A 19,164-nucleotide genomic window follows, 5' to 3' on the forward strand; every position below is an offset into this window, starting at 1 on the left:
GTCTTTCGACCGACTCGCTCGATCGATGTTTCACGTGAAACACACCCTCGGGACGAGAGGGCATGTTTCACGTGAAACCCATCGATCCACGTCTTCTGCGGTACGCCCGCACCACCCGGCTCTTCCTGATCGCGGTCGTCGGCCTGGGCGCCATCGGCGCCGGACTGGTCATCGCGCAGGCGATGCTCATCGCCGAGGTGGTGGTGGGGGCCTTCCAGGACGGCCGGACCGTCGCCGAACTCCGCACGTCCCTGCTGCTGTTGGTGGCCGTCGCCTGTGGCCGGGCGCTGGTCGGCTGGCTCACCGAGCTGGCCGCGCACCGGGCGAGCGCGGCCGTGAAGTCGGAGTTGCGGGGAAGGCTGCTGGAGCGGGCCACCGCGCTCGGGCCCGGCTGGCTGAGCGGGCAGCGGACGGGGTCGCTGGTCGCTCTGGCCACTCGGGGAGTCGACGCCCTGGACGACTACTTCTCGCGCTATCTGCCGCAGCTGGGGCTCGCGGTGGTGGTGCCGGTGGCGGTGCTGGTGCGGATCGTCACCGAGGACTGGGTGTCGGCGGCCATCATCGTCGGCACCCTGCCGCTCATCCCGCTCTTCATGGTGCTGATCGGCTGGGCCACGCAGTCCCGGATGGACCGTCAGTGGCGGCTGATGTCCCGGCTGTCCGGCCACTTCCTGGACGTGGTCGCCGGGCTGCCCACCCTGAAGGTGTTCGGCCGGGCCAAGGCGCAGGCCGAGTCGATCAAGCGGATCACCGGTGAGTACCGGCAGGCGACCATGCGGACGCTGCGGATCGCCTTCCTGTCCTCCTTCGCCCTGGAACTGCTCGCCACCCTCTCGGTGGCGCTCGTCGCCGTGACCATCGGCATGCGCCTCGTCCACGGCGACATGGCGCTGTACGACGGGCTGGTCGTGCTCATCCTCGCGCCCGAGGCGTATCTGCCGCTGCGGCAGGTCGGCGCCCAGTACCACGCGGCGGCCGAGGGGCTCGGGGCGGCGGAGGAGATCTTCGCGGTCCTGGAGGCGCCCATGCCGGAGCGCGGGACCGGACCGGTGCCGGCGGGCGGTGCCCTGTCCTTCGAAGGCGTGGCGGTCCGCTACCCGGGACGGTCGGGGGATGCCGTGTCGAACGTGAGCTTCACCGTCGAGCCCGGGGAGACGGTGGCGCTGGTCGGACCGAGCGGGACGGGCAAGTCGACGCTCCTCGACGTCCTGCTGGGCTTCGTCCGGCCCTCAGCCGGCCGGGTCCGCGTCGGGGGCGCCGATCTCGCCGGGCTCGACCCGGCTCAGTGGCACGCCCAGGTCGCCTGGGTACCGCAGCGGCCGCAGCTGTACGCCGGGACCATCGCCGAGAACGTCCGGCTGGCCCGTCCCGACGCCGACGATGCCGCCGTACGCCGGGCGCTGAGGGCGGCCGGGGCGATCGGCTTCGTGGACGCGCTGCCCGAGGGCACCGACACGGTGCTCGGCGAGGACGGAGCGGGACTGTCGGCCGGTCAGCGGCAGCGGCTGGCGCTGGCCCGGGCGTTCCTCGCGGACCGGCCGGTGCTGCTGCTCGACGAGCCGACGGCAGCCCTGGACGGGGCGACGGAGGCCGAGGTCGTGGCCGCGGTGCGGCGGCTCGCGGCGGGCCGGACGGTCCTGCTGGTGGTGCACCGTCCGGCGCTGCTGGAGGTGGCCGACCGGGTGGTGCGGCTGCAGGAGCCGGTGGTCACCGCCCTGTCGCGCCCGGCTGCTCCGGGCGTCATCGAGTCCCGCCCGGTCGACGAGGTGGCCGGGACGTATGACACGGACCGGCCGGCCAACGCCCCCGGGACCCGGTCGGAAGCGCGTGGCGGCGTACTCACCCGGGTCCGGGCGATGTCCGCAGCCCGCCGGGGGCGGCTCGGGCTCGCGCTGCTGCTCGGCAGCCTCGCCCTCGGCAGTGCCGTCGGGCTGATGGCCACCTCGGGGTGGTTGATCTCGCGGGCCTCGCAGCAGCCGCCGGTGCTGTATCTGATGCTGGCCGTGACGGCGACGCGGGCCTTCGGGATCGGGCGCGCGGTGTTCCGGTACGCCGAGCGGCTCGTGTCGCACGACGCCGTGCTGCGCATGCTGGCCGATGCCCGGGTCGCCGTCTACCGGCGCCTGGAGCGGCGGGCGCCCGCCGGGCTCCGCCGCAGCCGCCGGGGCGATCTGCTGGCGAGGCTCGTCGCCGACGTGGACGCGTTGCAGGACTACTGGCTGCGCTGGCTGCTGCCGGCCGGGGCGGCGGTGGTCGTGTCCGCGGCGTCCGTCGGCTTCGTGGCCTGGCTGCTGCCGGAGGCCGCTGCCGTACTCGCGGTCGGTCTGCTGGCCGCGGGCGCGGGCGTCCCGGTGATCACCGCGGCCGCGGCCCGGAGGGCCGAGCGCAGGCTGGCCCTCGCACGCGGTGTGCTCGCCACGCGCGTGACCGACCTGCTCACCGGCACCGCCGAGCTGACCGTCGCCGGCGCTCTGCCGGCGCGGGCGGCCGAGGCCCGGCGGGCCGACGGCACGCTCACCGCGATCGCCTCGCGCGGGGCCACCGCCACCGCGCTCGGCGACGGGCTGGCCGCGCTGATCTCGGGGCTGACCGTCGCCGCGGCCGCGCTGGTCGCCGTCCAGGCGGTGGCCGACGGCAGGCTCGACGGGCTGCTGACCGCGGTCGTGATCCTCACGTCGCTGGCCGCCTTCGAGGCCGTCCTCGGCCTGCCGCTCGCGGTGCAGTACCGGCAGCGGGTGCGCAGGAGCGCCGAGCGCGTGTACGAGGTCCTCGACGCCCCGGAGCCCGTACGGGAGCCGGAGGAGCCCCGCTCGGCGCCCTCCTCACCGTTCCCGGTCGTCCTCGAGGGGCTCAGGGCCCGTCACGCCGGGCAGTCGTGCCAGGCGCTCACCGGGCTGGACCTGACCTTGGCCGAGGGGTGCCGCGTCGCCGTGGTGGGGACGTCCGGCTCGGGCAAGACCACGCTGGCGCAGGTGCTGCTGCGGTTCCTGGACGCGGAGGCCGGTTCGTACACGCTGGCAGGTGTCGACGCCTGCGCCCTGGACGGCGACGACGTACGGCGGCTCGTCGGGCTGTGCGCCCAGGACGCGCACCTCTTCGACAGCTCGGTGCGCGAGAACCTGCTGCTGGCCAGGCGGGACGCCACGGACGAGGAGCTGTGCTCCGCCCTCGCCCGGGCCCGGCTGCTGGAGTGGGCCGACGGTCTGCCCGACGGCCTCGACACACTGGTCGGGGAGCACGGGGCGCGGCTGTCCGGCGGCCAGCGCCAGCGACTCGCCCTGGCCCGGGCGCTGCTGGCCGACTTCCCGGTGCTGGTGCTCGACGAGCCCGCCGAGCACCTCGACCTGCCGACCGCCGATGCGCTCACCGCCGATCTGCTGGCCGCCACCGAAGGCCGTACCACCTTGTTGATCACGCACCGCCTGGCCGGGCTGGAGGCCGTGGACGAGGTGATCGTCCTGGACGAGGGCCGCGTGGTGCAGCGGGGCACGTTCGCGGAGCTGGCCGCCGTGGTGGGGCCGCTGCGGGAGATGATCGAGCGGGAGGCGGCGTCGGAGCTGCTGGTGGCCACGCGGTAGAAGGCGTGTACCGGGCCGTCGTCGGCTCGCGTGCTCCCTGGGCGGGTGCCTCGGTGGTGCTCCTGGGGCGCGTGCCCGGTGGGGACTGTCCGGAGCCCTCTTCGGCGGGCAGTGAGCAAAACGGAAATCCGACTTTCCTGAATAAAACGGTCTCATTAGGCTCAGGCCATGCCCGCAGTTCCCTCACACGGACCCCGGCCGCCCCGGCACGGGGCCTCGGCCGAGCTGGGGCTGCGGGTGTCCAAGCTGCTGGAGGCGATGCGGTCCGTCGGCAGCGGCCTGGAACTGCACGCCACGCTGAACCGGATCTGTGAGACGGCGGCCGCCCTGGCGGACGCCCGGTACGCGGCCATCGGCGTCGTCGCGGAGGACGGTGACGGCCTTGCCGACTTCGTCCACCACGGGATCGACGAGGCGACCGCCGGCCGGATCGGGCGCCTGCCCGACGGTCGCAAGGGCCTGCTCGGTGCCCTCATCCGCGAGCCCGCACCGATGCGGCTGGCGGACCTGACCGGTGATCCGCGCTCCTGCGGCTTTCCGCCGCACCACCCGCCGATGCGCGGTTTCCTCGGCGTGCCCATCCGGGTGCACGGCGAGGTCTTCGGAAACCTGTACCTCGCCGACAAGCACGGCGGCGAGCCGTTCGACGACTACGACCTGGCCATGGTCCGGGTGCTGGCCACGGAGGCCGGCATCGCCATCGGCAACGCCCGGCTGTACGAGGCGGCCCAGCAGCGGGAGCGCTGGATCGACGGATCGGTCGCGGTCACCACCGCCCTGCTGTCCGGCGGCGACACCGACGACGCCCTCCAGGTCGTCGCCGAGCAGGCCCGCAGGCTCTCGGGTTCGGCCGCCGGGATCGTGCTGCTGCCACGCGACGGAGGCGGGCTGGAGATCGCGGCCGTCGCTTCGGCGCCGCCGACGGAGGCACTGGGCGCGGTGATCCCCCCGGAGAACGGGATCGTCGCCCAGCTCCTCGGTGGCCGCGTCGTCCACGTGGACGACGCGGCCACCGATCCCCGTACGCGCCGTGGGCTCGCGCGCGCCTACGGACCCACCATGCTGCTGCCGCTGTGCATCGACGGGCGGGTGCTCGGCGGTCTCGTGATGCCGCGGGCCCGGGGGGAGCGTCCGTTCACCCGGGCCGAACGGGCTCTGGCCGACCGGTTCGCCGCGCAGGCCGCGCTGGCGCTGATGATGGCCGAGGCACAGCGCGACCGGGAGCGGCTCGCGGTGTACGAGGACCGCGACCGCATCGCGCGGGACCTGCACGACCTGGTCATCCAGCGGCTGTTCGCGACCGGGATGATGCTGGAGAACGCCCACCGCAGGACGGTCGTGCCCGAAGTGCGTGAGGGAGTTGGCAAGGCCGTGGACGAACTGGACGTCACGATCCAGGAGATCCGTTCGGCGATCTTCGCGCTCCGGGAGCCCGCCGAGGATCTCTCGGGACTGCGCAGGCGGGTGCTGCACGAGATCAGCACGGCCGCCGTGGCGCTCGGCTTCACTCCCTCCCACCGCTGTGTCGGCCCGGTCGACAGCGCGGTCGGAGAGCAGACCGGCAAGAACCTCGTCGCCGCCCTGCGCGAGGCCCTGTCCAACACCGCCCGGCACGCCCGTGCCACCCGCATCGAGGTGGTCGTCGACGCGACCGTGACCCTGCCCGACGGGCGGCCCGGCGTCCGGCTGACCGTCGCGGACGACGGCGTCGGCATCCCCGAGGGCGGCGGTCGGCGCAGCGGACTGCACAACCTCGAACGCCGCGCGGAGTCCCTCGGCGGCGCCAGCCGCACCGAGCCGGGGATCGGACCCGACGGGGGCGGTACGACGGTGGTGTGGGAAGCCCCGTACTGACGGCGGCAGGCTCGGCACCACTGTCCCCCCAGCCCTCCGCACGCGTCGCGCGTCACGGCTCGCGTGACCCGTGTGCAGCAACCGGTGACCCGAGCGTACGAGTTGGACATGACCCGGGTCCGGCCCCCGGGTCAGGATCGCTGACATGCGCTCACGTCGCCGTCACCCTCTGCTCGTTCCGGCGCTGCTGTGTGCGCTCGCCGTGCTCGCGGCTCGGCCCACCGACGCCACGGGCCCGGACCACGGCTCCGGCACAGAACTCAGCGCGGAGGTGGCGCGCCTGTACGAGGACGCGGCCGAGGCGGCGCAGCAGTACGAGAAGGGGAGGCGCGCGGCCGAGGCACAGCGCACGAAGGCGCAGCGGTACGAGAAGCTCCTCGACCGGCAGCGGCAGGAGATCGCCGTCATGAACGAGGACCTGGGCCGGATCGCCCGCGCCCAGTACCGCACCGGGGGCGGTCTTCCGCTCACCGCGCAGATGATCCTCGCGGACGATCCGGAGAAACTGATGCGAGGTCAGCGGATTCTGGGCAAGGCGAACCTCGAGGTCAACAACGCCATCGACAAGAGCCGCCGGGCCGAGGCCCGGCTGGCCGCCGACGAGGCGAAGGCGGCGGCCGCCTGGCAGGCCCTGGAGAAGCGCAACGCCGAACTCGCCGAGCTGAAACGGAGCATCGAACGCAAGCTGGAGGCGGCCAAGGCGCGACTGCAGGGGCAGGCGGACGCCTCGGCCGCCGCCGGCTCGTGTCCCGGCGCCGTCCGTCTCGACCAGTCGGATGAGCACTTCGCGCGTGGGTGGGTCGCGCCGCTGGACTCCTATGAGCTGTCCGCGTCCTTCGGCAGCGGCGGTACGCGGTGGGCCGGCCGGCACACCGGACAGGACTTCGCGGTGCCGGTCGGCACACCGGTGCGGGCGGTCGGCGCGGGCCGGGTGGCGAAGGTGTCGTGCGGCGGCGCCTTCGGCATGGAGGTCGTCCTGGAGCACGCGGGCGGCTACTACACCCAGTACGCCCACCTCGCCGCCGTCGCCGTCGACCAGGGCGACCGGGTGGAGACCGGCGAGTGGATCGGTCAGTCGGGCAACACCGGCAACTCCACCGGACCGCACCTGCACTTCGAGGTGCGGGTCACGCCCTCGGTGGGCTCGGCGGTCGACCCGGTGTCGTGGCTGAGCCGGCGCGGAGTGTCCCTCTGAGCGGACCGGCGGGCGGTTCGGCTACGACGCCCGCGCCAGCAGCCGTTCGATCACGACCGCGACGCCGTCGTCGTTGTTGGCGACCGTCCGGCCCGACGCGGCGGCCACCACGTCCGGGTGCGCGTTGCCCATGGCGTACGACTGCCCGGCCCAGGTGAGCATCTCGACGTCGTTGGGCATGTCGCCGAACGCGACGACCTCCTCGTGCGAGATGCCGCGCTCGGCGCAGCACAGGGCCAGTGTGCTGGCCTTGGAGACACTGGGACCGCTGATCTCCAGCAGGGCGCTCGGGCTGGAGCGGGTGACGTTGGCACGGCCGCCGATCGCGAGGCGGGCCAGCGTGAGGAAGGCGTCGGGGTCCATCTCGGGGTGGAAGGCCAGGATCTTCAGCACCGGCTCGGTGGCGGCGGGGCCGTCAGGTCCCAGCAACTCCTCGGCGGACCTCAGGACGTCCGGCACCTCCATGTGGAGCTTCGGATAGTCGGGCTCCTGGTTGAAGCTGTACGTCTGCTCCACGGCGTACACCGTGCCCGGCGCCGCTTCCCGCAGCAGCCGTACGGCGTCCAGCGCGTTGTCCCGGGCCAGCTCGCGCACCTTCACGAAGCGGTGGGTGCCGGGCCCGCCGTGCAGGTCGACCACGGCGGCGCCGTTGCCGCAGATGGCGAGGCCGTGACCGTGGACGTGGTCACTGACGACGTCCATCCAGCGGGCCGGGCGGCCGGTGACGAAGAAGACCTCGATGCCGGCCTTCTCGGCGGCGGCCAGGGCGGCGACCGTGCGGGGGGACACCGACTTGTCGTCGCGCAGCAGGGTGCCGTCGAGGTCGGTGGCGATCAGTCGCGGACGGGCGGTGGCCGCCGGGGTGCGGGGCTGTCGGGTCGCTGAGGTCACCTGGCCATTGTTCCGCATATGCCTGCACGGGCGTGCGGGAGTGCGCACATCTGTGAGCCACGGCTCTCTTCCGTGTCCCCCCGGCGGGAGGCTCCGGCTCTCAGCCGAGCTGCGCCGGAGCCTCCATGGCGATCCGCTCGAAGATCTTTTCGTCGGCCGCGAAGTCCGAGCCGGGAATCGGCCAGTGGACGACGAGCTCGGTGAAGCCCAGCTCCCGGTGGCGTCCGGCGAAGTCCACGAACGCGTCCAGGGACTCCAGCGGCCGGTTCCGGTCCGGGGTGAACCCGGTGAGCAGCACCTTGTCGAGTTCCGCCGTGTCGCGGCCGATCGCGGCACAGGCGTCGGCGAGCCTGTCGGCCTGACCGCGCAGCGCCCGGTCCGACTGCTCCGGCGTGCCGTTCTCGTACAGCCTGGGATCGCCGGTGGTCACCCACGCCTGGCCGTACCGCGCGGCGAGCCGCACGCCGCGGGGACCGGTCGCGGCGACCGCGAACGGCAGCCGGGGCTGCTGCGCACAGCCCGGGATGTTGCGCGCCTCGTGCGCCGAGTAGTAGTCGCCCTCGTAGGAGACCGCGTCCTGGGTCAGCAGCCGGTCGAGCAGCGCGAGGAACTCCGCGAACCGGTCGGCCCGCTCGCGCGGCGTCCATGGCTCCTGGCCCAGGGCAGTGGCGTCGAAGCCGGTACCGCCCGCCCCTATGCCCAGGGTGATCCGGCCGGCGGAGATGTCGTCCAGCGAGATCAGCTCCTTGGCCAGGGTCACCGGGTGCCGGAAGTTCGGCGAGGTGACGAGGGTGCCCAGGCGCAGCCGCTCGGTGACGCCCGCTGCCGCGGTGAGCGTCGGCACGGCGCCGAACCAGGGGCCGTCCCGGAAGCTGCGCCAGGAGAGGTGGTCGTAGGTGTATGCGGTGTGGAAACCGAGCTGCTCGGCACGTTCCCAGGCCGAACGGCCGCCCTCGTGCCAGCGGCGGTACGGAAGGATCACGGTGCTCAGACGCAGACTCATGCGACAGAGCCTAGGCGCCCGGCCGCTGTTTCACGTGAAACAGCCACCGAGCGTCATCGCACGCGGCTGCTGAGCCACGGAGAGAGGTTGATCATCGGCATGTACTCCTTGTGGACGCGGTCGCCGGGCAGCGGCACCATCAGGAAGCAGCCGGGTGGAAAGCGACGAGCCCTGACGTACGCCAGACCGCCGAAGACGGAGCGGAGGAAGGCGGGCACGTCGTCGCGGGCGATGTCGGGGCACTCGACGCCCTCGACGACGATCAGCGCGTCGTCCTCGGGGTAGAGCCGGACGCTCACCCGGGGCAGGCCGTCGAACTCGACGTATGCCTCGTGCGGCAGGGAGCCGTCCGGATCGGTGGTAATACCTATGCCGGCGGCGCTGCGGCGGGAGGTCTGGTCGGCACCGATGTCGTGTGTGACGTCGAACTCGCGCGCGTACTCCGCGGCGATCGCCCGGAGGGCGGCGACGGCGGCTTCGGTGGTGGGCAGATGCTGCATACCGTCGATCATGAAGGATCAGTGTGCACCGGGGTAGCGCAGGTACCGCGCTGGCACGGTCTTCGTCAGCCATACCCCGTTCGCGCTGACGTGGAAGACATGGCCGTCGCGGTGCATGGCGCCGGCGTCCACCGCCAGCACGACCGGCCGGCCGCGTCGGGCACCGACCCGGGTCGCCGTCTCGCGGTCGGGCGAGAGGTGCACGTCGTGCCGGTTCATCGGGCGGAGCCCCTCGACGCGGATCGCCTCCAGGGTGCGGGCCACGGTCCCGTGGTAGAGGTACGGCGGCGGGGCTGCCGGGGTCAGGCCGAGATCCACCTCGATGCTGTGGCCCTGGCTGGCCCGGATCCGGGTGCCCTGGACGGCGAAGCGCTGTTTGTCGTTCGTGGCGACCACGTGCTCCAGCTCTGCACGGCTGAGGCGGAAGCCGTGGGCGGCCGCCGCGGCGATCAGCGTGTCGATCTCCACCCAGCCGCCCTCGTCGAGGGTGAGCCCGATCCTCTCGGGCTGGTGACGCAGATGCTTGGAGAGGTACTTGGACGCCTTCACGGTGCGTCTGTCGTCCATGTGTTTCTGGTTCGACCGATGGTTCATACCTTCAGCGTGCCGAACGAGACGCGCATCACGCGATCGGTTTTGCCGGTGAGGTTTGATCCACAGCAAGTGCTGTTATCCACAGGGGAATTGGGGATTGCTGTGGAGAACCGCCCCGGGGCGCTCTCACACCGGCGGCTCCACCCGTGCCAGCGCCCGCAGCGCCCGCGGCAGGAACCGGGACATCAGGTGGGCGCCGCGCGCCTCGGGCGTGACCGGAACGACGGCCCGGTTCCGTACGACCGCCGCCAGGATCGCGTCGGCGACCTTCTCCGGCGGATAGTTGCGCAACCCGTACAGCCGGGCGGTGCGCTGCTGCCGCCGCCTCTCCTCGTCGGAGTCGGCCCCGGCGAAGCGCGCGGTCGAGGTGATGTTGGTGTTGACCAGGCCGGGGCATACCGCCGTCACGCCGATCCCCTGTCCGGCCAGCTCCGCGCGCAGGCACTCGCTCAGCATCAGCACCGCCGCCTTGGAGGTGCTGTAGGCGGGCAGCACCTTCGAGGGCTGGTACGCCGCCGCCGAGGCCGTGTTGACGATGTGGCCGCCCTGCCCCCGCTCGGCCATCTGCCTGCCGAAGAGCCGGCAACCGTGGATGACGCCCCACAGGTTGACGTCGAGGACCTTCTTCCAGTCCTCCGGCGTGGTGTCGAAGAAGGACCCCGACAGGCCGATGCCGGCGTTGTTGACCAGTACGTCCACCACGCCGTACGCGGTGGCGACCTTGTCGGCGAGCTTCTCCATGGCCTGTTCGTCGGAGACGTCGACGGTCTCCGCCCAGGCGTCGGCGGCCCCGATCAGCCGGGACAGTTCCGCCGTACGCGCCGCGGCATCGCCGTCCCGGTCGACGGCGACCACACGGGCGCCCGCCTCGGCGAACGCGAACGCCGTCGCCCGCCCGATGCCGCTGCCCGCTCCGGTGACCAGCACCAGCTGCCCGCCGAACCGGTCGGCGTACTTCCCGCTCCCCGCCACCCGCCTCCGGCCGCCCTCGACCGCCGTGACGAACTCCGTGATCCAGCCGGACAGCAGGTCGGGCCGGGTGCGCGGGATCCAGTGCTTCGCCGGGAGCGTGCGCCGGGTCAGCTGCGGCACCCACAGCTCCAGGTCGTCGTAGAGCCGCTCGGAGAGGAACACGTCCTGCACGGGCGTGACGAGCTGCACGGGCGCGTGGGCGTAGGCGTCCGGGCGCGGGCGGCGCAGCCGGGGCCGGACGTTGTCCCGGTACAGCCACGTCCCGTGCGCCGCGTCCGTCGGCAGCACCGGCGTCGGATAGTCACCGGCGGGGACCTTCTCGACGCGCCGCAGGATGCCCGGCCAGCGTTTGCCGAGCGGGCCGCGCCAGGCCAGCTCGGGCAGCACGGGCGTGTGCAGCAGGTAGACGTACCAGGACTTGGCGCCCTGGCCGAGGAGCTGGCCGACCCGGCGCGGGGTGGGACGCTTGACGCGCTTGTTGATCCAGTGGCCGAAATGGTCCAGAGAGGGACCGGACATCGAGGTGAAGGAGGCGATCCGTCCCTCGGTGCGTTTGACCGTGGCGAACTCCCAGCCCTGTACCGACCCCCAGTCGTGGCCGACCAGGTGCACCGGCCGGTCCGGGCTGACCGCGTCCGCGACCGCCAGGAAGTCGTCCGTCAGCTTCTCCAGCGTGAATCCGCCGCGCAACGGCTTCGGGGCCGTCGACCGGCCGTGGCCCCGGACGTCGTACAGCACCACGTGGAACCGGTCGGCGAGTCGGACGGCCACCTCCGTCCAGACCTCCTTGCTGTCCGGGTAGCCGTGCACCAGGACGACCGTCGGCTGCTGCGGATCGCCCAGTTCGGCCACGCACAGCTCGATTCCGCCCGTGCGCACCCGTCGCTCGCGCGCTCCCTCCATCACCGTCACTTCTCCTTCGCCCAGCGCCGCACGTGCGGCAGGTCGTCGTCCAGCCAGAAGGCGCTCTCCTCCGGGTCCCGGGAGTCGGTGACGACCAGGATCTCCTCGAACTTCGCGCCCGTCCCCCGGAAGCCCAGATGGGGCTCGACCGCCCACAGCCCCGGCCGCGGCGGGTGGTCGGAGAAGCGGTACGGCGACCAGAGCGGGGACCAGCCCTCGCGGTGGCCGTGCAGCGCGTCCGAGGCCAGCCCTTTGAGGGACTGGGTGCCGAAGCCGAACAGACGTGGGGACAGCCGTCGTTCGCGTACCCGGTCCACCTTGTGCGCGATCACTCCGAAGGGGTACGCGCGGTGCCGGTTGGCGTAACCCTGGCGGGCCATCAGCCGGTCCACGTCCTGGTAGATCTCGCGCAGCGACCGGCGTTCGCGCACCTCCCGCAGGATCAACTCGCGGTGTGCCTCCAGGTCGGCCATCAGCCGCTGCTGCACCGGGTTGGGGCCGAGCGAGCCGGAGTAGCCGATGTCCGCCGTGTGGCCCCGGTACACCGGCGCCATGTCCAGGATGAAGGGCATCCCCGGCTCCAGCCGGCGGTCGGTCGGGAAGAACTGCAACGGGACCCGGAAGCCCGTGAACGCGGTGCGGTCGCCGAACCAGGCGAAGGGCAGGTGGAACCAGTCCCGCACGCCCCGCCCGCGCAGCCACTCGCGCTGCATCCGTGCCGCCTCGCGCTCGGTCACGCCCGGCCGGAGCCGGGCCGCCACCGCCTCCGCGCACTCGTAGGCGAGCCGCTGCACCTCCCGGAACCCCCGCAGATCCGTGCGGCGTTCCCCTGTCGCTGCTGTCGTCATGGCCTCCGCCGCCGTCATGCCACCCGCCCCACCCAGTCCACGCCGACTGCGCTACGCACTCGTAACTTGACGCCGCCGAATGTTCCACTTGTTAGACGCTTCGTCAATAGGTTGCGGAGAGGCCGGTCGGACGAGGCCGTGCACACCGTCGCCGTAGCTCTCAGGCACGGGGTCCCCTAAGGTCCCGTACGACTCGAGTACGACCCCAAGACGGCTCTGCGGTCTGACGACCGGCGTGGTGCGCGTCACTACTGTCGAAGACGTGACTGTGATCGCGACCGAAAGCCTGAGCAAGCGGTTCCCCCGGGTGACCGCCCTCGACCGGCTCTCCGTGGACGTCGGGCCCGGTGTGACCGGACTCGTCGGAGCCAACGGAGCCGGCAAGTCCACGCTCATCAAGATCCTGCTGGGTCTGTCCCCCGCCACCGAGGGCCGTGCCGAGGTGCTCGGCCTCGACGTCGCCACCAAGGGCGCCGACATCCGCGAGCGGGTCGGCTACATGCCGGAACACGACTGCCTGCCGCCCGACGTCTCGGCCACCGAGTTCGTCGTCCACATGGCGCGCATGTCCGGCCTGCCGCCCACCGCCGCGCGCGAGCGCACCGCGGACACCCTGCGCCACGTCGGGCTCTACGAGGAGCGCTACCGCCCCATGGGCGGCTACTCGACCGGCATGAAGCAGCGCGTGAAGCTCGCGCAGGCCCTCGTGCACGACCCGCAGCTGGTCTTCCTCGACGAGCCGACCAACGGCCTCGACCCGGTCGGCCGCGACGAGATGCTCGGCCTGATCCGCCGCGTCCACACCGACTTCGGCATCTCGGTCCTGGTCACCTCGCACCTGCTGGGCGAACTGGAGCGCACCTGCGACCACGTCGTCGTCGTCGACGGCGGCAAGCTGCTGCGCTCCAGCTCCACCACGGACTTCACCCAGACCACCACCACCCTCGCCATCGAGGTCACCGACACCGACGAGCACCCGGACGGCACCCGCGCGGTGCGCGACGCGCTCCACGCGCGCGGGGTGTCCGTCGAGGACGGCCGCGGCCTGCCCGGCGCGGGCCACGTGCTGCTCCTCACCACGCAGGGCGAGGAGACCTACGACCTGATCCGCGACGTCATCGCGGAACTCGGCCTCGGCCTGGTGCGCATGGAGCAGCGCCGGCACCACATCTCGGAGGTCTTCAAGGACAGCGACGCAGCACGGAAGGAGGCGGTCGGCCATGGCGACTGAGCAGCCCACAGCACGCGCGGCGGGAGACCAGACCCGCATCCACAACATCGGCTACCGCAGCTACGACGGCCCCCGCCTCGGCCGCGCCTACGCCCGCCGTTCCCTCTACTCGCAGTCCCTGCGCGGTGCCTACGGCCTCGGCCGCTCGGCCAAGTCGAAGGTGCTGCCGATGCTGCTGTTCGTCGTGATGTGCGTGCCCGCGGCCATCATGGTCGCCGTCGCCGTCGCCACGAAGGCCAACGACCTGCCCGTCGAGTACACCCGCTACGCGATCATCATGCAGGCCGTCATCAGCCTGTACGTCGCCTCGCAGGCACCCCAGTCGGTCTCGCGCGACCTGCGCTTCAAGACCGTGCCGCTGTACTTCTCGCGGCCCATCGAGACCGCCGACTACGTCCGCGCCAAGTACGCGGCGCTGGCCTCGGCGCTGTTCATCCTCACCGCCGCCCCGGTGCTGGTGCTCTATGTGGGCGCACTGCTCGCCGAACTCGACTTCGCGGACCAGACCAAGGGGTTCGCACAGGGACTCGTCTCCGTGGCACTGCTCTCACTGCTCTTCGCCGGCCTCGGCCTGGTCATCGCCTCCGTCACCCCGCGGCGCGGCTTCGGCATCGCCGCCGTCATCGCCGTGCTGACCATCACCTACGGCGCGGTCTCCACGCTCCAGGCCATCGCCGAGGTGCAGAACAGCTCCGGCGCCATCGCCTGGATCGGGCTGTTCTCGCCGGTCACGCTCATCGACGGCGTGCAGTCCGCCTTCCTGGGCGCCACCTCGACCTTCCCCGGCGGGGCCGGCCCGACCAACGGCGAGGGTGCGGTCTACGTCCTCGTCACCCTGGGGCTGATCGCCGGCGCCTACGGCCTGCTGACGCGCCGCTACAAGAAGGTGGGACTGTGAGCACTCTGCACATCGACCACGTCTCCCGCTGGTTCGGCAACGTGGTCGCCGTCAACGACATCACCATGACGATCGGCCCCGGTGTCACCGGCCTGCTCGGCCCCAACGGCGCCGGAAAGTCCACTCTCATCAACATGATGGGAGGCTTCCTGGCGCCCTCCACCGGCACCGTCACCCTCGACGGGCAGCCGGTCTGGCGCAACGAGGCCATCTACCAGCACATCGGCGTCGTCCCCGAGCGGGAGGCGATGTACGACTTCCTCACCGGCCGCGAGTTCGTCCTCGCCAACGCCGAGCTGCACGGCCTGGGAGCCACGGCGGCCCAGAGGGCGCTCGCCACGGTCGAGATGCAGTACGCCCAGGACCGGAAGATCGCCACGTATTCCAAGGGCATGCGGCAGCGCGTGAAGATGGCGAGCGCCCTCGTGCACGACCCGTCGCTGCTCCTGCTGGACGAGCCGTTCAACGGCATGGACCCGCGCCAGCGCATGCAGCTGATGGAGCTGCTGCGGCGCATGGGCGACGAGGGCCGCACGGTGCTGTTCTCGTCGCACATCCTCGAAGAGGTCGAGCAGCTCGCCTGGCACATCGAGGTCGTGGTCGCCGGACGGCACGCGGCCAGCGGCGACTTCCGCAAGATCCGTCGTCTGATGACCGACCGGCCGCACCGCTACCTGGTCCGCTCCAGCGACGACCGGGCGCTCGCGGCGGCGCTGATCGCCGACCCGTCGACGTCCGGCATCGAGGTCGACCTCGCCGAGGGCGCGCTGCGCATCCAGGCGGTGGACTTCGGCCGGTTCACGGCCCTGCTGCCGAGGGTCGCCAAGGAGCACGGCATCCGCCTGCTCACGGTCTCGCCGTCCGACGAGTCCCTCGAGTCCGTCTTCTCGTATCTCGTCGCGGCGTAGGAGGCCGAACATGTACGACCCCACAGTCGCCCGGCTCACCTACCGGGCCCTGCTCGGCCGCCGCCGGGCCCTCATCCTGGGCGCGCTGCCCCTGCTGCTGCTCGTCATCGCCGTCGCGGTGCGCGGCCTGTCCGGCGCCGACGACCAGACGGCCGCCGATGTGCTGGGCGGGTTCGCGCTGGCCACCATGGTGCCGATCATCGGCGTCATCGCCGGTACCGGAGCCATCGGCCCGGAGATCGACGACGGCTCGGTGGTGTATCTGCTGTCCAAGCCGATCAAACGGCCGACGATCATCTTCACCAAGCTGATCGTCGCGATCGCCGTGACGATGGTCTTCTCCGCGGTGCCCACACTGATCGCCGGCCTGATCCTCAACGGCAACGGACAGCAGGTCGCCGTGGCCTACACGATCGCCGCGCTGGTCGCGTCCATCGCCTACGCCGCGCTGTTCCTGCTGCTCGGCACGGTCTCGCGGCACGCCGTGGTGTTCGGGCTGGTCTACGCCCTCGTCTGGGAGGCCCTGTTCGGCTCGCTGGTGCCCGGCGCGCGCACCCTCAGCGTCCAGCAGTGGTCGCTGGCGGTCGCACAGAAGGTCGCCGACGGGAACCTGGTCACCTCGGACGTCGGCCTGCCCACCGCGACGGTGCTGCTGGTGGCGGTCACGGTGCTGGCGACCTGGTACGCCGGCCAGAAGCTGCGGTCGCTGACGCTGGCCGGGGAGGAGTGAGGCGGAGGCCCGGCGGCTCGCCGATATTCGGTGGCGCCGGATTCCGGCGCCCCGCACACTGATTGTCGTCCGCCGCCGCCGGGTCGTACCGCCGGGATCGTAGCGGCGTCACGTTCTGGGAGAGGAGCAGGGCGATGTCCATGCACGACAGTACGTCCAGCTCCCGTCAGGGCAGCCCGCGGCGGGTTCCGGAGTAGTCGCCACCGCTCCGTCGAGCCCGCCCCGCACGGGGAGCTGCCCGGGGCGGCCGCTTCGAGCACGCGGTGCACTGCGCTCGCGTGGGCCGCCCACCCGGAGGATTGGCCGAGTGGTAAGGCACCGGCTTGCGAGGTGTTCCAGCACCAGCGAGTCGTGGTCGGGCCTGGAAAAGCCCGCGCACGTTCGACCCGTGCATCCTCCGCCGACCGCACGACGCCCGCCGACCGCACGACGGCCGGGGACTGTGCGACCCGTCCATGGCGTCCGCGGACCGCATGACCCGCGCGGATCGTACGGCGTCCGCGGACCGTACGGCGCCCCCAGACCGCAAGGCGGCCGTCGACAGCCCGGCCGCTCAGCCGAGGAACCGCTCCAGCACCACAGCGATGCCGTCCTCGTCGTTCGAGGACGTCACCTCGTCCGCCACCGCCCGCAGTTCCGCATGGGCGTTGGCCATGGCCACGCCGTGGGACGCCCAGCCGAACATGGGGATGTCGTTGGGCATGTCGCCGAAGGCGATCGTGTCCGCGGCCTTCATACCGAGGCGACGGGCCGCCAGCGACAGTCCCGTCGCCTTGGACAGCCCCAACGGCAGAAGCTCGACGATGCCGGCACCGGCCATGGTGACCGTGACGAAACCGCCCGCGGTCCGGCGGGCCACTTCCGCCAGCTCGTCGTCCGACAGGGTCGGATGCTGGATGTAGATCTTGTTCAGCGGCGCGGACCACAGGTCCGAGGCGTCCGTGAACGGAGTCGCCGGGAGCGCGCCCCCGACCTCGTAACCGGGACCGACCAGGACCTCGCCGTCCAGGCCGTCGCGGCTGGCCGCCACGTACAGCGGGCCGGTCTCCGCCTCGATCTTGGCCAGCGCCACCCCGGCCAGCTGGCGGTCCAGGGTGACCGAGGTGAGCAGCCGGTGCTCCCCGGCGTGGTAGACCTGCGCGCCCTGGCCGCAGACGGCCAGTCCGTCGTAGCCCAGGTCGTCCAGAACGTGCCGGGTCCACGGGACCGAGCGGCCGGTGACGACGATGTGGGCGGCGCCCGCCGCGGTGGCCGCGGCGAGCGCGTCACGGGTGCGCCGCGAGACCGTGTCGTCGGTGCGCAGCAGCGTCCCGTCGAGGTCGGTCGCGATCAGGCGGTACGGAAGACCCTCGCCGGGGGACTCGTCGCTCACTTGGCCACCGGCTCCAGGACCTCCCGGCCGCCCAGGTACGGGCGCAGCACCTCGGGCACCCGCACGGAGCCGTCGGCCTGCTGGTGGTTCTCCAGGATGGCGACGATGGTGCGCGGCACGGCGCACAGGGTGCCGTTGAGCGTGGCCAGCGGGCGCACCTTCTTGTCCTCGCGCAGGCGGATCGACAGCCGGCGGGACTGGAACTCGGTGCAGTCCGAGGTCGAGGTCAGCTCGCGGTACTTGCCCTGGGTCGGGATCCAGGCCTCGCAGTCGTACTTGCGCGAGGCCGAGGAGCCCAGGTCACCGGTGGCGACGTCGATCACGCGGAACGGCAGCTCCAGCGAGGTCAGCCACTGCTTCTCCCACTCCAGCAGGCGCTGGTGCTCGGCCTGGGAGTCGTCCGGGTGGACGTAGGAGAACATCTCGACCTTGTCGAACTGGTGGACGCGGAAGATGCCCCGGGTGTCCCTGCCGTGCGAGCCGGCCTCGCGGCGGAAGCACGGCGAGAAGCCGGCGTAGCGCAGCGGCAGGCGCTCGGCGTCGATGATCTCGTCCATGTGGTACGCGGCGAGCGGTACCTCGGACGTGCCGACCAGGTAGAGGTCGTCGTCGGCGAGGTGGTAGACGTCCTGCGCGGCCTGGCCGAGGAAGCCGGTGCCGGCCATCGACTGCGGGCGGACCAGCGCCGGGGTGAGCATCGGCGTGAAACCGGCCGCGGTGGCCTGGGCCATCGCCGCGTTCACCAGTGCCAGTTCCAGCAGGGCGCCGACGCCGGTGAGGAAGTAGAAGCGGGAGCCGGAGACCTTGGCGCCGCGCTCGACGTCGATGGCGCCGAGCAGCTGGCCGAGCTCCAGGTGGTCCTTGGGCTCGAAGCCCTCGGCGGCGAAGTCGCGGGGCGCGCCGTGCGTCTCCAGCGTGACGAAGTCCTCCTCGCCGCCCACGGGGACGTTGGGGTGGACGAGGTTGCCGAGCTTCAGCAGCAGTTCCTGGGTCTCGGCGTCGGCGGCGTCGCGTTCGGCGTCGGCCGCCTTCACGTCGGCGGCGAGCTGGCCCGCCCGCTTCAGCAGCTCGGCCTTCTCGTCCCCGGTGGCCTTGCCGATCAGCTTGCCGAGGCCCTTCTGCTCGGCGCGCAGTTCATCGAAGCGGACGCCGGACGACCTGCGCCGCTCGTCGGCAGACAGGAGGGCGTCGACGAGCGCGACATCCTCTCCACGGGCGCGCTGGGACGCGCGCACACGGTCGGGGTCCTCACGAAGCAGGCGAAGGTCAATCACGCGGTCAAGGCTACCGGTGCACGGTGACGCCTCTCGACTCACTATTGCGAGCGGCGGTCCGGCGATGATCCTTATGTTCCGCTTACATCCCGTGATGCGTGCTTTGCGGCTTCTGCTCGCGCCGGTCAATAAACAGCGTCTCATTCCCTGGAACGAGGCAGTGCGGAGGTGGAGAGTTGACCGGATTCCCTTGTGGAGAACGGGACTTGGGGGCGGGGCTGTCCACAGGAATCCACAGCTCCCGAAAGTTATCCACAGCCTGTGCGAAAGATCTGTGGACTCCGGGATTGATCATTCCCGATCGGTTGTCCGGGGCGGGCAATTCCCGGCCCAAACCCCTCGCACGTCCACGTTCGAGTGGAAACGGGTCACTCCGGAGGATGGTGGGCAAGAAACAGGTGGACGAAGGGTGA

Annotated in this window: 15 protein-coding genes and 1 tRNA gene; 8 read left to right on the top strand and 8 right to left on the bottom strand. The window is 71.9% G+C overall.

What is annotated here, in order from left to right:
• Positions 1-71 precede the first annotated feature (71 nt).
• The 3 genes from cydD (at position 72) to ACLGIH_RS16995 (ending at position 6,627) form a co-directional block, all read left to right on the top strand.
• Entirely contained in the window at positions 72-3,578 is a 3,507-nt protein-coding gene (gene cydD / locus ACLGIH_RS16985) for a thiol reductant ABC exporter subunit CydD (protein ID WP_416529400.1), read from the top strand.
• A 168-nt stretch (positions 3,579-3,746) separates the two neighbouring features.
• On the top strand, positions 3,747-5,432 hold the full coding sequence (locus ACLGIH_RS16990; RefSeq protein ID WP_416526095.1) for a GAF domain-containing sensor histidine kinase: 1,686 nt from the start codon (positions 3,747-3,749) through the stop codon (positions 5,430-5,432).
• 145 nt (positions 5,433-5,577) lie between these two features.
• Positions 5,578-6,627 (top strand): M23 family metallopeptidase, encoded by a 1,050-nt coding sequence (locus ACLGIH_RS16995; protein ID WP_416526096.1) that lies wholly within the window; start codon positions 5,578-5,580, stop codon positions 6,625-6,627.
• 21 nt (positions 6,628-6,648) lie between these two features.
• Here ACLGIH_RS16995 and ACLGIH_RS17000 read toward each other — a convergent pair whose 3' ends face one another.
• The 6 genes from ACLGIH_RS17000 to ACLGIH_RS17025 all read right to left on the bottom strand — a co-directional run bounded on the left by ACLGIH_RS17000 (position 6,649) and on the right by ACLGIH_RS17025 (position 12,338).
• Positions 6,649-7,536, bottom strand: a complete 888-nt coding sequence (locus tag ACLGIH_RS17000; protein ID WP_416526097.1) for an HAD-IIB family hydrolase — start codon at positions 7,534-7,536, stop codon at positions 6,649-6,651.
• An 82-nt stretch (positions 7,537-7,618) separates the two neighbouring features.
• A complete protein-coding gene (locus ACLGIH_RS17005) occupies positions 7,619-8,521 on the bottom strand; it encodes an LLM class flavin-dependent oxidoreductase (protein ID WP_416526098.1) in 903 nt (300 codons plus the stop codon).
• 53 nt (positions 8,522-8,574) lie between these two features.
• A complete protein-coding gene (locus tag ACLGIH_RS17010; RefSeq protein ID WP_416526099.1) occupies positions 8,575-9,033 on the bottom strand; it encodes a hypothetical protein in 459 nt (152 codons plus the stop codon).
• Between the two features lie 6 nt (positions 9,034-9,039).
• Complete coding sequence (locus tag ACLGIH_RS17015; protein ID WP_416526100.1) at positions 9,040-9,588, bottom strand: RNA 2'-phosphotransferase; 549 nt, start codon at positions 9,586-9,588, stop codon at positions 9,040-9,042.
• 153 nt (positions 9,589-9,741) lie between these two features.
• On the bottom strand, positions 9,742-11,490 hold the full coding sequence (locus ACLGIH_RS17020; RefSeq protein ID WP_416526101.1) for an SDR family oxidoreductase: 1,749 nt from the start codon (positions 11,488-11,490) through the stop codon (positions 9,742-9,744).
• A 5-nt stretch (positions 11,491-11,495) separates the two neighbouring features.
• Complete coding sequence (locus ACLGIH_RS17025; protein ID WP_416526102.1) at positions 11,496-12,338, bottom strand: M24 family metallopeptidase; 843 nt, start codon at positions 12,336-12,338, stop codon at positions 11,496-11,498.
• A gap of 268 nt (positions 12,339-12,606) precedes the next feature.
• Here ACLGIH_RS17025 and ACLGIH_RS17030 point away from each other — a divergent pair, with 268 nt between their 5' ends.
• The 5 genes from ACLGIH_RS17030 (at position 12,607) to ACLGIH_RS17050 (ending at position 16,505) form a co-directional block, all read left to right on the top strand.
• Entirely contained in the window at positions 12,607-13,569 is a 963-nt protein-coding gene (locus ACLGIH_RS17030) for an ABC transporter ATP-binding protein (RefSeq protein WP_416529401.1), read from the top strand.
• On the top strand, positions 13,559-14,467 hold the full coding sequence (locus ACLGIH_RS17035; RefSeq protein WP_416526103.1) for an ABC transporter permease: 909 nt from the start codon (positions 13,559-13,561) through the stop codon (positions 14,465-14,467). The genes ACLGIH_RS17030 and ACLGIH_RS17035 overlap by 11 nt, the downstream gene beginning before the upstream one ends.
• Positions 14,464-15,375 (top strand): ABC transporter ATP-binding protein, encoded by a 912-nt coding sequence (locus ACLGIH_RS17040; protein ID WP_416526104.1) that lies wholly within the window; start codon positions 14,464-14,466, stop codon positions 15,373-15,375. The genes ACLGIH_RS17035 and ACLGIH_RS17040 overlap by 4 nt, the downstream gene beginning before the upstream one ends.
• A gap of 10 nt (positions 15,376-15,385) precedes the next feature.
• On the top strand, positions 15,386-16,105 hold the full coding sequence (locus tag ACLGIH_RS17045; protein ID WP_416526105.1) for an ABC transporter permease subunit: 720 nt from the start codon (positions 15,386-15,388) through the stop codon (positions 16,103-16,105).
• A 293-nt stretch (positions 16,106-16,398) separates the two neighbouring features.
• A tRNA-OTHER gene (locus ACLGIH_RS17050) sits at positions 16,399-16,505 on the top strand.
• A 153-nt stretch (positions 16,506-16,658) separates the two neighbouring features.
• Here ACLGIH_RS17050 and ACLGIH_RS17055 read toward each other — a convergent pair.
• Positions 16,659-17,477 carry an HAD family hydrolase gene (locus ACLGIH_RS17055; RefSeq protein WP_416526106.1) on the bottom strand — a complete coding sequence of 273 codons (819 nt, stop codon included), beginning with the start codon at positions 17,475-17,477 and terminating at the stop codon, positions 16,659-16,661.
• Positions 17,474-18,751, bottom strand: coding sequence for a serine--tRNA ligase (gene serS, locus ACLGIH_RS17060; RefSeq protein WP_416526107.1), 1,278 nt, complete (start codon positions 18,749-18,751; stop codon positions 17,474-17,476). The genes ACLGIH_RS17055 and serS overlap by 4 nt, the downstream gene beginning before the upstream one ends.
• Between the last annotated feature and the right edge of the window lie 413 nt (positions 18,752-19,164).

It is taken from the genome of Streptomyces hamibioticus (assembly GCF_047946815.1).
Taxonomy (GTDB): domain Bacteria; phylum Actinomycetota; class Actinomycetes; order Streptomycetales; family Streptomycetaceae; genus Streptomyces.

Bases quoted from the DNA above. Each gene is read 5' to 3' on its own strand.
- ACLGIH_RS17015 (WP_416526100.1), bottom strand. From the start codon at position 9,588: ATGGACGACAGACGCACCGTGAAGGCGTCCAAGTACCTCTCCAAGCAT.
- ACLGIH_RS17010 (WP_416526099.1), bottom strand. From the start codon at position 9,033: ATGATCGACGGTATGCAGCATCTGCCCACCACCGAAGCCGCCGTCGCC.
- ACLGIH_RS17000 (WP_416526097.1), bottom strand. From the start codon at position 7,536: ATGCGGAACAATGGCCAGGTGACCTCAGCGACCCGACAGCCCCGCACC.
- ACLGIH_RS17020 (WP_416526101.1), bottom strand. From the start codon at position 11,490: ATGGAGGGAGCGCGCGAGCGACGGGTGCGCACGGGCGGAATCGAGCTG.
- ACLGIH_RS17005 (WP_416526098.1), bottom strand. From the start codon at position 8,521: ATGAGTCTGCGTCTGAGCACCGTGATCCTTCCGTACCGCCGCTGGCAC.
- ACLGIH_RS17025 (WP_416526102.1), bottom strand. From the start codon at position 12,338: ATGACGACAGCAGCGACAGGGGAACGCCGCACGGATCTGCGGGGGTTC.
- ACLGIH_RS17045 (WP_416526105.1), top strand. From the start codon at position 15,386: ATGTACGACCCCACAGTCGCCCGGCTCACCTACCGGGCCCTGCTCGGC.
- ACLGIH_RS16995 (WP_416526096.1), top strand. From the start codon at position 5,578: ATGCGCTCACGTCGCCGTCACCCTCTGCTCGTTCCGGCGCTGCTGTGT.
- ACLGIH_RS17035 (WP_416526103.1), top strand. From the start codon at position 13,559: ATGGCGACTGAGCAGCCCACAGCACGCGCGGCGGGAGACCAGACCCGC.
- ACLGIH_RS16990 (WP_416526095.1), top strand. From the start codon at position 3,747: ATGCCCGCAGTTCCCTCACACGGACCCCGGCCGCCCCGGCACGGGGCC.